Below are 13969 nucleotides of genomic sequence, written 5' to 3'. Positions count from 1 at the left end.
AATTTAGAAGACCAGATAGCTACATTTTTCTATGTGGCTCAGGAAGGAAGCCTTGATCCAGTTTTTTCTCATCATGAAGAGGTGGAGCAGGTGAAGTAGGCTCAAAAAAGCCTTGCTTGATTCTTTCTGGGCTACCGTGCAATTTGTCGGGCAGAAGGAGCTAAAAAGGAAAAGTAGTTGTCTCGCATCAGTTCTGATAGATAAAATATGAGGTCGCAAAAGCTGCGTTAGGCGTCTTACTACAAGGTAAGCTGGCACAGGGCAGTTTCAATTTGACCTCTCTACTGCGTACTGTTAGCTGTGAAAGAGCAACTACTTTTAACTATATTGTATCCGGGTTTGCCGCTAGGATCCATTAAAAGTGCGTTAAATATATGCAAAGAGATTAACATTTAACCATTCCGATGGAGTGGAAGCTAGTGAGAAATCCATTAAATAAAATAATCAACGGCAATAGTAGCTGCTGTAAATTTTGCGGCTTGAGGGCCCTTTACTGAAAACCATACACCGAAGATTACGCCAAGGTTGCTCGAGAAATTATATTCCAAAGCAGGCGCGAGTGAGGTTTGCTCGCCACCAGGTCCTCCAATGCTTGCAATGACACCCCCTGGGGTAAATCCTGGATTTCCAGTAAAATTAGAGGCGGTACTTTTGGTGTATAACACTTCAAAAACCGGGACCCAATTTTGCGTTAACGAATATTCAAATGCCAAATCGGCCGCATAATTATTACCTGGACGCACTCGACCGAATGTGTCTCTTGCACCGCCAAAGACATTAACGCCTTTTACTCTAACGGAGCTTGAGGTGGATGCGGCCAGACTAAGTCTTGTTCGCAAATAGTGATCGTGGGCCAAATTTAATAGCTGCTGAAAGTTCAAACTGGCTAATGACGTTCTTGCCCCAGTCCCGGTTTGATCGGTGGCGAATTTCGTTTCCCCCAACTTATCAAATCGTCCTGTGGGGATGACTTCTTGCAACACTAAGCGCACATCCGGCAGCAAACTATTTTCATCTTGTCGATGCAACTGAAGACCAATGCCCGCTGTGACATCGCCAATGCCACTGCCGTGAGCACCCGGTACCCAACTATAATCATAGGGAAGTGAGATGAGGACATCCATAAAATTAAACACACCCAAAGAGACAATGGGCAAAACTTCGATGTTTTTAAATCCCATGGGGTATTCGGTATAGAATGCATAGGGCTCAATATTTAAGTGGCCCGGTGGAATATTTTTGCCAGAAGGAGCTAGCAAAGGACCTGTCATCCAAGGCCCAGCAAAGGCAATATTGATAAAACTAAAAAGCAACAGAATTCGAGCAAACATAGTGAGCTATAGCGATTGAAATATCTGTTATGCTAAACGGTTTTATCAAAAAATAAAATAGGTATTAGGCCTCTAATGGAAAAAAGAGGTGACTTACCAATCTTTGTACCGGACAGTTTCATAATAGCCTAGTCGTTGCGAGCTTTGCGAAGCAATCCAGTTCGATCTCTGAACAAAGTTCCGTTCTGGATTGCTTCACTGCGTTCGCAACGAAGGCTTAGTTTGAAAATTGTCCAGTACAATGCATGCCAATTCATCAAAATTGGCATGCATCCTCACTTATGGTGATAACCTAGCTATGTTGAAGGGAATAAAGCCCTATATTGTAACGCGCTGTCGGTTTCTTCAGGGGAAGTAAAGAAAAAAGAGGAACTCACCTCAGTTCGAGAACTTCGGGGCTGCGCTTCTTTAGACGCTGCTTCTTCTTTTGCTTTTCTTTCCTTTTCGAGCTGCTCAAGATAGGGTTGAGAAAGTTTTTGGTAGTGGGCTAACGTATTCGTATCAAGGTCGCTAACCGCTTTCATTAGCATAGACATCAGGGTATTTTTCAAAAAGCTACCATCGATTTCAATCGAATGTCTTTCTAATTCGAGGGGTTTATTATCTGTCTCAGTGCGAGACATGCTAAACGCGGCTGCACTTTCAGGAATATATGATGCCCAGACTTTATTGCCATTGCCGATCCGAGCGGTTATATCGCCAAGGCCTCTAAAATAATTGACTATCTTTTGGGCGTTTTCTTCGCTGATATCGGTATATCTAAAGCACATTCTTGATTTATCCGAACCAAGGCTCATCTGGCACTTGCCATGAGGGCCTAAATGAGCATCCGCTAAGTTTAAAACGAGATTGGGGGCGATATTTGAGGCATGTTCTGAAACCTGGTGGTGTATTTGCAGGTGTTTTTCAAACATATCCTCAAAGGCCTTGTTGTCAATAACTGATTGATAACGTTGATATTTTTCAAACGATTCGATGCCGGCCTTGACCATAGGTAAAGCCTTGGCGAGAAAGGGATCACGCACATTGAATTGTAATAATTTATCCACTTCTGTTTTTGCCGCAATCACGATTTTGTAAATGTCAGGGAATTCGTCCAGCTTATATCGCGAGCTCATAGTTTTTAGCACTTCCATGCTAAGTAACATTAATAAAAAAGTTTGTGATTGCTCTTGTAGCTTATGGCTAAGGATGTAGTTGGAAATCTCTTCTGCATACTTTTGAATTGTTTCGATAGCAGATGATTCAAGCAACGCTTTCGATTTAATCTGGTAATCGTTAATTTCTGGACGTTCATTTTGTACTTGATTTTTAAAATATTCTTCAAAATCGTGGACGAATTTGCGAGCCGCATCTTCACCAATAGTTAATGGCGAGTTTGTTTTGTATTCATTTCGCGGAATATTAAAATAGTCTAAACACTTGTATAAATCCTCCAGGGATAATTCGGGTAGGTTAAAATGAATGACGTCGGGATCGCTGCCGTAAAGAGACTGGCTAAGGTCAAATCCATGCCGATCATCATCAATCTGTCCAGATGGATTTATCTCAAGTATTTCAAAGGCAAATTGATTGACTATGCCGCTTTCAATATTAATTTCATGGGGCTTTAATAGGTCATATAAAGCGCGTTTAAATGTTGCTTTTGTCATTTGATTGCTCCGTCAACTAAATAATCAGGTGTGCTTAGGCTGATACTTGTATTTATTTTTGAAATAAAGCATCGGCATGGATCCTTTTCAATACTCGATGATAATGGTGATTTTTGCAAGCGATCTTTGCATAAATTTTTGAAGTGGCACTTTCCATAACTTATTGATTAAAAAGTAAATTTAATATGCTAACGCGATGATCAACTTTTTACGGAACAAATCGGGCCCGTGAGCGAGCCCGAGCCCGGTTTTTAAACAATTCCAAGTGATCACGGGTCTATCTATCTCCATCACCGATTTTTTTTATCTATACTTAAATGACCAAGGTTAATAAATCATGACTAACGTAACGAAAGTAGAATAATATGGATAGAATATATGCTGTTATTGGGTTAGGTTCTGTGGGGTTAGAGCTTGCGCTCGCACTTTCTAAACACGCAGAAGTTATCGGGTTTGATCTTTCTCAAGAAAGGATCAGCGAATTAAGCCAACATCATGATCACGACGGGATTATTAGCGAAGCGGCACTGAAAAAATCGCCGATAAAATTCACCGCCAAGCTTCATGATATCAAGCCAGCCAATTTTTATTTTGTTACTGTACCAACCCCCGTTTATTATTATACCTTGCCCGATTTGGAAAACCTGGTTCAAGCGACCTATAGCATTGCTAAAATGATTAAAAAAGGGGATTTTATTGTCTATGAATCAACGGTTTATCCGGGAACGACGGAAGAAATTAGCATTAAGGTAATCGAAGATGTTAGTAAATTAACCTGCGGAGTGGATTTTGAGGTAGGGTATTCGTCGGAACATTATAATCCGGGTGATAATAGTCATAATCTTGCTAATTCCACGAAAGTGGTGGGTGCAACGAATCAACGCGCTTTAAAAGAGATAGTGGGTGTATATGAAACCATCTGCCAGTCTGTCTATCCAGCGTCAAGTATCAAAGTCGCAGAAGCATCGAAGATGCTTGAGAATACACAAAAGGATGTCAATATTGCTTTGATGAACGAGTTCTCCAAAATTATGCATGCAATGGATATTGATGTGGACGAAGTGATTGATGCGGCGAGTAAACGATGGCAGTTTACCCGCTATAAACCTGGGTTGGTTGGGGGACATCGAGTTGCAGTGGACCCACTCTATTTAGCGTTCAAGGCCAAAAGACATGGCATTGATCCTGAAATAATTCTCACGGCAAGAAAAGTCAATGATGGGATGTCCCAATATATTATCCAGGAAATGGTCAAGTTACTTATGAAGCGCGGCGCGAATCTTCATTCCATTAAAATTGGCATTTTTGGTGTGACTTATAAGAATGATATTCCCGATGTGAGAAACAGCATGGTGTTAAAATTAACCAAGGAGTTAAATGATTACCAAATTAACTACGTGGTCCATGATCCGATCGTTGAGCCGGATCTTCTTTCCGAACGATACCAAATCAATCCGGTTTCCTATGAAGATTTGCATGATTTAGATGTCGCCATTCTAGCGGTTGGGCATCGATTTTATGTTGAAAAGGGTTTATCAGACATGATAAAGAAAGTGAAAACAGATGGCATATTCATGGATATTCCCTCTTTGTTTAAAAAGAAAGAGGCACTGAATTTTGCCAATTACACATTCTGGTGGCTGTAAAAGTCCAATCGATAGAAGTTAGCATGTAGAAATTCTCTTGGTTATACCAGTCGATGACCAATCATTTTGTCTTACCGTTTTAATAGTGTACAATCAGGCAGACACAAAAATGCTTGATAATTATCATCACTATCACTTTTTTGTACTTTCTTTGATACTCCCTCCATACCCTGACATGTTTTAGGGTAGTCGACTGTATGGTACGGTCCGTGAACGCAATGTGAGCGCCTTTCAATGCATAAGAAACTTTTCAAATTGATGTATTCAATTTAGGGGGTTTCTTTGCCTAAAATAAGGTGACAACCGTGCTAGAATTTGACTATCATCAACCGAAAATTCATCCTTATCTACCTGAAAAATCACTATTTTCAAAAAGAGAAATGGAAGTGCTGCATTGGCTTTTATTAGGGAAAACCATCCCTATGATTGCACAAATATTAGAAATAAAACCAAGAACCATCAAAGCGCATATCGCCAATGCTAAGAAAAAAGCAAACTGTCAAACGCTATTTCAGATTGGGTATTATTATGCAAAGATACAAAGGGGGCGCTAATTATCGAGAAATTAGTTAATAATTTGTTAATATAGCTATAATATAATCATGGTAACGTCAATTGTTGTTCTTTGAGGCGAGGCCATGAAACAAAGGTTAGATCGAGTCCCCGAATATCCCCACAATGGTAGTTTGCGCATGTACAATATGTTTCCCTTCCGTCGTTATAACGGGCAGATGGGCATTGATGGCATGACAACCTACTTACCAGACATCGCGAAAATGGGATATAACGCCGTTTGGGTCAATCCTTTACAAGCGGTGGGAAATTTAGTTCACACTCATCCGAATGCAGTTGATACAGCATCCGGAAGTTTATATGCAATGGCTGATGATGTTGCGCTCAATCCAACCATATTTCCTGTTCCCAATCACATCAACGATCCAAATGAGCAACAAGCCTATCGCGAGAGCCAATTAAAAGCGTGGACAAGTGAAGCCCGGCGGTTAGGCATGGCTCCGTTATTTGACCTTGTTCTCAATCATATTGGGATAAATGAAAAGGATGATGCCCCGTTAAAACAGAAATTAGAATTCTATGGTAAGGCAAATGCGCTTTGCTTATTAATTCCAGAGAAAAATGAGCGTTGGCCAGATATTCAGGGAATTGACTATTATATTAAAGGTACACCTGAGCAAAAAAGAGGATTGATGTGTGAGCCAAAATATTTGGACCCAGGAAAAATTAATCTGTTGTTTAAGGTGTTATGGGAGCCTTTGATCACCCGCTATATCAAAGAATATGGCTTTATGGGGATTCGTGTTGATGCATTAACCCACACGCCTGTGGTGATCCAACAACGAGCGATAATGCTGGTGAAAACATTGGTTAAGGAAATCTATGGGACCGATGCAATCATCGTTGGTGAGTTGATGATTGGTAATCCTGAACATTATCTACCAGCGCTAAGCGCATTAGGCTTAACCCATTGTCTGCATCCCTGTAGCTTTTATTGGGGATATAATAATGAAGGGGGTTATCAGAATTTAAATTCGCCATTTACCAGTCAAGTTACCGGGTTATCCCCCATTGTTATGACTCCTGATCGACACATTTCTAGTTTAAATAATTTAGTTATTTTAGAGGGTGAGTTGTCGGTCTCAAGCAAGTTCAAAAATAATTCGATTTATATTTTCACACAACAACAAAAGCGATACTGTGCTTTAAATGTTGACGATACGGATCTGTGGTTTGGAAATGCGGTTATTGTACCGATTGATGATCTCGAAGATAAAGAATTAGTGAAACTAATTAAATCATACGATGCGCTTTCCAAAGAATTAAAAGATAATGGCACGAATTTTGGGGAATTCACTGTTATGTATAATAAACTTGTGATGGAAACCAGCAATTCATCAGAAGAAATCGAAAAAATACAGCTTCTATTTAACAATCAGAAAAAGAGCTTTTTAGCGGCTCAAAACACCCTACGCTTAAAACAAAAAAAACTAGAACAGACGATGTTAAACCATTTACACACATCAAAGGAACTTCAATGGCACTTTTCTGCCCCACGGCAGGTGCCTGGTGGACTCATTGGTGTGGTAGGAAATCATGATACCGGTACTTTAAAAGCGAAAACCATGCTTGAGATTGCTTATAACCGAGCATTAAGCAACGCAAACGGCAACCAAGCGCAAATTACTAAAATTCAACAGACGTATAAAGAATTCAAAACTGCAACTATCAAAGGAATCATCAATACAACGGATTTAATGAATCGTTTACAAGCCGAGTTCAAATTAAGTGAAATGGAGAAAAAACAGCTCTATATTGATTTGAATATGCGAATGCGTGAGAAAATGTTTATTGTCAGCCTGATGTGTACCGGTGGTTGGTATTCGCTTGGAGGCGATGAGTTTGGCGTATGTCACAAACCCGAAGTGTTTCAAGAATTTGCAGAAAGCTATCGCGTTGGTTCTTCGATGGTTGAACGCCGTGATTCAAACGATCAGCAACATGATTTCAGACTGTTTGTTAGGGGCCTCAATAAAATCCTTGAGCTACTTCCAAGACCTTCTGTGAAAGATAAGACGTCGCTTCATTATGCTGTGATATCTAATGAACAATTTGGCGAAAAATCGGCAGATATTTTATTCATGGTATTGCGCTATAGTGCTGAAAAAGACCAATATTTCTTGCTTGGTCATTGCAATAAGGCGATCTCACCATCCGTGCTAAGCGATAAACTATTAAGTGTCCTTCCGAGTGATATCCTCACTTGCCAAGTCCTGATTACGGATAAGAATGGTGCCATTCAGGCGTTTGATTACAATCAGGGGCATTTGACAAAAGATGGATGGTATGTGAATCCTTCTCTCAGTTTTGATGGTTCGCCGCTTTTAAAAAATAGTGTTTTTTCACAAGATAATAATAATTTCTCAAAACCAACCGAATCGGGACGTTCGGTTTTAACGAAAAGTGCCTAATGCGATTTTTGATTTGATTATCAGAAAATATTGATCCAAGTCCATAATCAGTATAAAATCGCACCTGATTTATTTATATTAATCATGGCTTAATAATTTACATTTTTCGGTTTTTAGTCGTGTGCTGCAAAAACTATTCTGAATAGTATGAAGCGATAGTTCTTAACAGGTAATGTTACTAAGCAATTTGATGGATCAAGCGGACCTTATTTGAAATAAATCACCCACAATAAAACGATTGTCCTTGATTTAAGCTCAGGGAACAAAGCTATTTGGATAAAAATGTACAACCAGTTTGATTACTCCACCATGCCTTTTGCAGGTGATCCGATAAATGGCAGCCTGCGCATGTACAATATGTTTCCCTACCGCGCCTATCATAAATCAATCGGAATAGACGATATGACCGCGTATATTCCAAAAATTGCTGAGATGAACTATAACGCTGTTTGGATAAATCCATTACAAACAGTGGGGACACTTGTTCATCCACACCCCAATGGGGTTGATAGCGCATCCGGCAGTTTGTATGCGATGGCAGATGATCAACGTTTAAATCCTCTCTTATTTCCCGTTCCAAAAAAAATAACATGCCTTAAGCAACAGCAATTATTTCAAGAAAACTCATTGATGAAATGGACGAGTGAGGTTCGAAGGCATCAAATGTCGCCGCTATTTGATTTGGTGTTAAATCATATCGGGGTGAATGAAAATGACGATACGCCTATCAAACAAAAACTTGAAAAAATAGGCAAACAGAAGAATCTTCGCCTCCTTCTTCCTGATACCAATCCCAGATGGCCAGATATTCAGGAGCTAGATTATTACAAGGAAAATACCCCCACCAGAATGCGAGGCATTAACTGTGAACCGAAATATTTGGATAGCGATAAAATCGATGCCATTTTTGAGGCGTTATGGAAACCTTTCATCGAGCGGTATATTGACACATTCGGCTTTATGGGAGCGCGCGTGGATGCAATTACCCATGTTCCCGTGCCAGTGCAACAAAAAGCTTATCAATTAATTCAGACATTAGTACAAAAAAAATTTAATCAACCCGCTATTATTGTCGGTGAGTTGATGATTGGGAATCCTGAAAATTTTCTTCCTGCCATCAGCGCTTGTGGATTAACGCATTGCCTGAATGCCTATAGTTTTTTCTGGGGATTTGAAAAAGAAGGGGGCTATCAAAATACGGGTCAGAAATCATCCTTTATAAAATATAGCCAGCTGTTGTCGTCCGCCATGCTTCCAGGTAACGAAAGCGTTTCTTACTCGACCAATCTCGTTATTTTAGAAAACGACTTGGATGTTTTAGGAAAATGGAAAAAAAATACGATTTATATTTGTAAGCGTCAGAATCAGTATTTTTATACATTAAGTGTCAATGAAACGGACATCTGTTTTGGGAAAGCAGCGATTCAACCCATTGACCAAGCTAAACATCCCATGTTGGTATTATCATTAATCATTTATCATAATTTGTTGGATAATCATAAACGCAAGGGTAAGCAGCTTGGCGAATTACAAAAAAAATATCAACAAATTAAGCATGGTGAGAGCGTTTCCCATATCGAGTTGGAAAGGTTAAAAACAGACTTGATGTTGGAGTTAAACCATATTAAGTCACAAATGACCCAGCTAGGCTCGCTGATTAAAGATTACATTTTTCACAGCTTGGATATTCAACACGATTTAACCAACAGAAATTCACGTGGTCAGGGAATAGTCGGCGTGGTTGGAAACCATGATGTCGGCACGTTGAAAGCGAAAGTGATGCTTGATATAGCTTATAGCAGAGCGCTGAGCAGGGCGGGCCAAGATGTTGAAAAAATTAACCATATTGATGCGATCTATCAGGAATTTAAGCAGGTCACTATTAAAGCGATTAGAAGCACAGCTGAATTAACTTCATTACTTGCCGCTAAATTTTCATTAAGTCAAAGAGAAATATCCCAACTGTATTTGGATTTGGATATGCGCATGCGTGAGAAAATCTTTATCGCCAGCCTGATGAATTCAGGCGGCTGGTATTCATTAGCAGGTGATGAGTTTGGCTTGACCCACAAACCGGAAGTATTCCAAGAATATGCTAAAAGCACGCATGTGGGAATGCCCATTTCGAAATTAAAAGGCCATGATTTAATTGGGTATATTAGCGGCATTAACAGGCTAGTTGCTTCTCTTCCAAGACCGAATTATAAAGACAACGCATCGTTACATTATCAAGTGATAACGGAAGAAGTATTTGGTGAAAAAGCGGCTGATATCTTGTTTTTGGTATTGCGTTATAGCGCGGAATCGAACCAATATTACCTTTTGGGGCATTGCCGAGAAGCACTCAGCGCCTCAGAGTTATTAACAAAAATTCACCCCCTCTTAACCGAGGTTACCCCAACTTGCCACGTTCAAATCGTCACTCAAGAAGGTGACATTCAGTCATTTCAATACGAGAAAGGCGTTTTAACCGCGAATAGTGATGATGGCAATTTGAACAAACCAAAACCAGAAAAAACGGCTCTAACCTCCCAATCAGTATTTAAGATGAGGAAAGGGACTGAGGCAGCGGGTAATTACTGTAATGATCGGGGAACAATAAAACCAAGGTTATCTTCGGAATAATAAGTAGCGTCGCTGAGGGTTATTGGACTTAGCGATGCGAAAATCGCACTGCATAGCTGCCGCTTTATTGATGGTTGTCTGAGATAGATTGGCTTGTTTTCTCTAACCGACAAAGTGGGGTGAGTTCATGGCTATCTGTTATCAATGATATCAAACGTCAATCATTTGCGTTCTGCGGGGATGGATATAATAGATCAAGCGGCTGACATAAATAGTGGCACCTAATTGAGCCAGGCCCATGGTAAAGAATAGTTTTTCAAAAGAACCATAAGAGATGATGAGGCCTCCTATGAGCAAAGCAACCCCGGTATAGATGCTCGAAAGCCCATTGGCTAACCCCCAAGTTAAGCCTTCTCGACTGGTATCTTCATAGCGGGAATAAAGGGCATACCAAGTTGTGGTCGATAGCCCACCAGAAACGCCTAAGGCGATTTGCAATATGGCCAGGTGGGTTTTGCTCTCAACCAATAGGTAGCAAAACGTCAAACAAGTTTGCATGGCATAGCCAAATATCAAGAGCTTTTCTTTTTGTAAATAATCGGAAAGGAAGCCTAACACAATGACAACAACACCGACGGATATTAAATACAGCGCCCAAACCCATGAAATATCGAGGGGGGATGAGTTAAATCGTTCACAAAACACGCCGAATAAAGGGCCTAACATACCCTCAGAAAGATACCATAGGTTATTGGCTATCAAGAGGGTCTTTTCTTTTTGATTGAACATTCGAACTGAAAAATGAATTTGCAATATACTGAGTTATAACTGAAATAATCACAATTGAATATGGGTTTATCAAAATAATTTGTGCTTTTTAATCTTGGACAAAAAATTGAATCGCCTTTGCCGATTTTCCCGTATTCCAGCCGATGCCATATACGTAGCCTGCATAGAGCGAAGCGGAATGCGGCAGCAACTCGGCATAGCCGAGACCGTTTCGTCCTTCCGCCGCAAAGTTTGTGCTTTTTAAAGTCAACGCCCTTAATATTTCTTTAATAAATATCCGATATATTAGGGACGTTTCCTAATATTCAATCTAACCAGTTACTTTCAATGGCGGGTGATAAACCGTGGGATTTTTTTCAAATAAAGACGACGAACAGCAGGATAGTATACCATCGAAGAATCATGGTTCGATTAAAGCGGTTGTATTTGATGTGTTTGGAACGGTTGTCGACTTGAGGGGAAGCCTGCTATCCGAGCTAAACAAATTGTTCCAGTCAAAAGGGCTTAAAACAATCGATTGTGACGAATTCGCGCATCAATTAATAACGTTCTATTCACAAAGTATGAACGGCATTAGCGAAGGGAAAGAATCCTTTGCCTTAGTGGATGATTTAAATAAAATAGCGGTAAAGAAAACACTGCAACAATACCAACTTTCGCATTTATTCACCGATGAAGAGCAAGAACGAATGGGCACGATTTGGCAACGATTAAATCCTTGGCCAGATTCGGTTGCAGGGATTGATCAGTTAAAAAAACAGTTTACGGTGGGGCCGCTTTCCAATGGAAACATCCACTTGTTAGAAACCTTAGCAAAAAATGCCAAGCTTGATTGGGATGTGATTTTATCCGGAGAAATGTTTCATTGTTATAAACCCAATCCTCTGGTCTATCAAAAGGCCGCTGAATTATTAAATTTAAATCCATCGGAAATTTTACTCGTAGCGGCGCATGAATATGATTTAATCGCTGCTGCTAAATGTGGATACAAAACGGCCTTTATTAATCGCTCTAAAGATGAGGAATCCGAGAAAAAAAATCAGCACCTTGAACATCAAACGTTTGATTATGCCGTTACTCGGATTGACGAACTAGCAGCCATTTTAAGCGATGAGATTCTGACCAATAAAGAAAAGATAAGCATATACTAGGTAACGTCGCTTCGCTCTGAGTCATGTGGGAAGACTCTACTCCCGCGTTCTTGTTTTATAAGACTCAATCATTGTATACCATAATGGGCTTGGTTTCTCATCAGCAATGGGTTTTTGATTTAAGCGAATCACCGGCGAAATTTCTTTTGACGTGCTCGCAAGCCACAGATTATCGGCATCAAATAAGCGCTGTATAGGGATTGGTTCTTCATGGACTGGGATACGCTTTAGGCGAGCAATATCGATGACCACTTGACGCGTAATGCTTGGTAACACAGCCGTGGTTAACGGGGTTGTGTATAAATGGTCAGCCTTCTCAATAAAGACAGCGCTAGAGGCGCCTTCTTGCAGATAGCCATCTTTCACTAGTAGCACTTCAATGCAGTCTTTGGTTTTTTCTTTTCCAGCCATTAACGCAAGAATATTAGGCAGTAGTAAGGTTGATTTGATATCACAACGAGACCATCGAATATCGTTTTCTATCATGGCATGATAACCAACGGAGCGCTGTGCGATGGTTTGTTCTTCATAAGGCATGATGAAAGCGAACACCGTCGGTGAGATTTGCTTAGGCGGGAAATGGTTTCTGGATGAATCACATCCTCGGGTGATTTGCAAATACACTAAGCTATTCGAATAGGGTGCATTTTGTATTAACTCAGCGATAATCGATTTAAACGTTGCATACTCTATCGCATTTGCCAGATGGATGGCCTGAAGACTTCCTTGTAATCGTCGATAATGGGCGTCGAGTTGAAATGGCTGTTTCTCATAAACGATGAGTAATTCATACACCGCGTCAGCAAATAAAAATCCCCGGTCTAATGGTGAGATTTTTGCCTCCGATAATGGCATAAATTGACCATTTAAATAGGCGGTATTTAGATTCATTGTTTTATAGCCTTAGGATGAAAGTACATTATTTATTAACTATAGCTAACTTATTTATAAGTAAGCAAAAAAGGATGAGCCAAGCGGCAATGCACCCTCACTTCTGCAAATGCTTCTATCACAGAATCGCTTTTATGACTGCATCGATGACATGAGTAAAGCAATTGCGTCGCAGAAGAAAATCAGTATGCGCATGATAGACGCGCAGACATTGTTAGTTAACTTTCGTAATGTGACCATGAATGCGGTTGTGAATTCAAGATCGGATAATGTTGATATTTTCAGTGATACGATGCCCCAAAACCCCCTCATGGGTTCAAAAGCGATTGAAACATGGTTCTTAACAATGGCGAATAAAGAACGGGATTTGCGATCGCTTTTAAAGCAGCAGGTTCAGCAATCGCCCTCCATCGATCAGGCGGTATGGCGGAGTAAATGTTTGCTGCAGGTGATGGAGCAGCAAAAGCCTAAGCACAAAATTGCCAAAACCGGTATGCAGTCGCTTTTACGCTTTTGGATGCAACATCCCGATAACGTGACATTAACAGGGGAAAAATATCAAAATCAAAAAGGTGAATTTGATAGCGCCTCTTATGAGCACGTGGCTAAAGGATCGTTCACCATAGAGCATGCGATCGCACGTGTGAAAGATAAATTACCCCGGCTTTCGATTTTTCGCCCACCGCCAAAGGATGAGACACTTAATTCAGATACACAACAAACGCTATTTCACCCCTAAGTTATTCAACTTCTCAATTGGCTGAGCTATTCCCGCATTCCGCTTCGCTCGGAGTGATCCTGATATATTTTTGTTCAATAAGAAAAATTGGCAAAACCAAAGAGAACCCCCTCGCCCGCGCTAGAATTTTGACCAGGGGGTCCGACCCGGATACATCGGTAACACAAGTGACCGGATACATAGGTAACAGTTAACATATTCTCAGATGAACGCTTAGGAGT

General features: G+C 40.3%; 11 protein-coding genes. 6 read left to right on the top strand and 5 right to left on the bottom strand.

What is annotated here, in order from left to right; translation table 11 throughout:
- Positions 1-431 precede the first annotated feature (431 nt).
- Both AB3348_RS14500 and AB3348_RS14495 read right to left on the bottom strand, forming a co-directional pair.
- Positions 432-1331 carry a hypothetical protein gene (locus tag AB3348_RS14500; protein ID WP_367608349.1) on the bottom strand — a complete coding sequence of 300 codons (900 nt, stop codon included), beginning with the start codon at positions 1329-1331 and terminating at the stop codon, positions 432-434.
- 296 nt (positions 1332-1627) lie between these two features.
- A complete protein-coding gene (locus tag AB3348_RS14495; RefSeq protein WP_367608348.1) occupies positions 1628-2983 on the bottom strand; it encodes a hypothetical protein in 1356 nt (451 codons plus the stop codon).
- Between the two features lie 365 nt (positions 2984-3348).
- On the opposite strand from AB3348_RS14495, the gene AB3348_RS14490 reads away from it, so the two are divergent.
- The 4 genes from AB3348_RS14490 to AB3348_RS14475 all read left to right on the top strand — a co-directional run bounded on the left by AB3348_RS14490 (position 3349) and on the right by AB3348_RS14475 (position 10238).
- A complete protein-coding gene (locus AB3348_RS14490) occupies positions 3349-4629 on the top strand; it encodes a nucleotide sugar dehydrogenase (protein ID WP_367608347.1) in 1281 nt (426 codons plus the stop codon).
- A gap of 305 nt (positions 4630-4934) precedes the next feature.
- The gene (locus AB3348_RS14485; RefSeq protein ID WP_367608345.1) at positions 4935-5183 is read left to right on the top strand and encodes a helix-turn-helix transcriptional regulator; all 249 of its coding nucleotides are present in this window, start codon (positions 4935-4937) and stop codon (positions 5181-5183) included.
- Positions 5184-5267: 84 nt separating this feature from the next.
- Positions 5268-7613, top strand: a complete 2346-nt coding sequence (locus tag AB3348_RS14480) for an alpha-amylase family protein (RefSeq protein WP_367608343.1) — start codon at positions 5268-5270, stop codon at positions 7611-7613.
- Positions 7614-7895: 282 nt separating this feature from the next.
- Positions 7896-10238, top strand: a complete 2343-nt coding sequence (locus AB3348_RS14475) for a hypothetical protein (RefSeq protein ID WP_367608342.1) — start codon at positions 7896-7898, stop codon at positions 10236-10238.
- Positions 10239-10388: 150 nt separating this feature from the next.
- On the opposite strand, the gene AB3348_RS14470 is transcribed toward AB3348_RS14475, so the two are convergent.
- Both AB3348_RS14470 and AB3348_RS14465 read right to left on the bottom strand, forming a co-directional pair.
- On the bottom strand, positions 10389-10967 hold the full coding sequence (locus AB3348_RS14470; RefSeq protein ID WP_367608341.1) for an MFS transporter: 579 nt from the start codon (positions 10965-10967) through the stop codon (positions 10389-10391).
- An 88-nt stretch (positions 10968-11055) separates the two neighbouring features.
- Positions 11056-11217: a hypothetical protein gene (locus tag AB3348_RS14465; protein ID WP_367608340.1), complete on the bottom strand. Its 162-nt coding sequence runs from the start codon at positions 11215-11217 to the stop codon at positions 11056-11058.
- 94 nt (positions 11218-11311) lie between these two features.
- Between AB3348_RS14465 and AB3348_RS14460 the strand changes: the two genes are divergently transcribed.
- The gene (locus AB3348_RS14460) at positions 11312-12118 is read left to right on the top strand and encodes a haloacid dehalogenase type II (RefSeq protein WP_367608339.1); all 807 of its coding nucleotides are present in this window, start codon (positions 11312-11314) and stop codon (positions 12116-12118) included.
- A gap of 36 nt (positions 12119-12154) precedes the next feature.
- Here the strand turns inward: AB3348_RS14460 and AB3348_RS14455 are convergent, their stop codons facing one another.
- Positions 12155-13009, bottom strand: coding sequence for an aminotransferase class IV (locus AB3348_RS14455; protein ID WP_367608338.1), 855 nt, complete (start codon positions 13007-13009; stop codon positions 12155-12157).
- A 151-nt stretch (positions 13010-13160) separates the two neighbouring features.
- Between AB3348_RS14455 and AB3348_RS14450 the strand changes: the two genes are divergently transcribed.
- Positions 13161-13748 (top strand): hypothetical protein, encoded by a 588-nt coding sequence (locus tag AB3348_RS14450; protein ID WP_367608336.1) that lies wholly within the window; start codon positions 13161-13163, stop codon positions 13746-13748.
- Positions 13749-13969 lie beyond the last annotated feature (221 nt).

This window comes from Legionella sp. W05-934-2 (assembly GCF_964199965.1).
Classification (GTDB): domain Bacteria; phylum Pseudomonadota; class Gammaproteobacteria; order Legionellales; family Legionellaceae; genus JAFIFT01.
Note: the sequence above shows the minus strand (reverse complement) of the source record. Positions and strands in the feature narration are given on the sequence as shown.

Bases quoted from the DNA above. Each gene is read 5' to 3' on its own strand.
- AB3348_RS14500 (WP_367608349.1), bottom strand. From the start codon at position 1,331: ATGTTTGCTCGAATTCTGTTGCTTTTTAGTTTTATCAATATTGCCTTT.
- AB3348_RS14495 (WP_367608348.1), bottom strand. From the start codon at position 2,983: ATGACAAAAGCAACATTTAAACGCGCTTTATATGACCTATTAAAGCCC.
- AB3348_RS14490 (WP_367608347.1), top strand. From the start codon at position 3,349: ATGGATAGAATATATGCTGTTATTGGGTTAGGTTCTGTGGGGTTAGAG.
- AB3348_RS14480 (WP_367608343.1), top strand. From the start codon at position 5,268: ATGAAACAAAGGTTAGATCGAGTCCCCGAATATCCCCACAATGGTAGT.
- AB3348_RS14475 (WP_367608342.1), top strand. From the start codon at position 7,896: ATGTACAACCAGTTTGATTACTCCACCATGCCTTTTGCAGGTGATCCG.
- AB3348_RS14470 (WP_367608341.1), bottom strand. From the start codon at position 10,967: ATGTTCAATCAAAAAGAAAAGACCCTCTTGATAGCCAATAACCTATGG.
- AB3348_RS14455 (WP_367608338.1), bottom strand. From the start codon at position 13,009: ATGAATCTAAATACCGCCTATTTAAATGGTCAATTTATGCCATTATCG.
- AB3348_RS14450 (WP_367608336.1), top strand. From the start codon at position 13,161: ATGAGTAAAGCAATTGCGTCGCAGAAGAAAATCAGTATGCGCATGATA.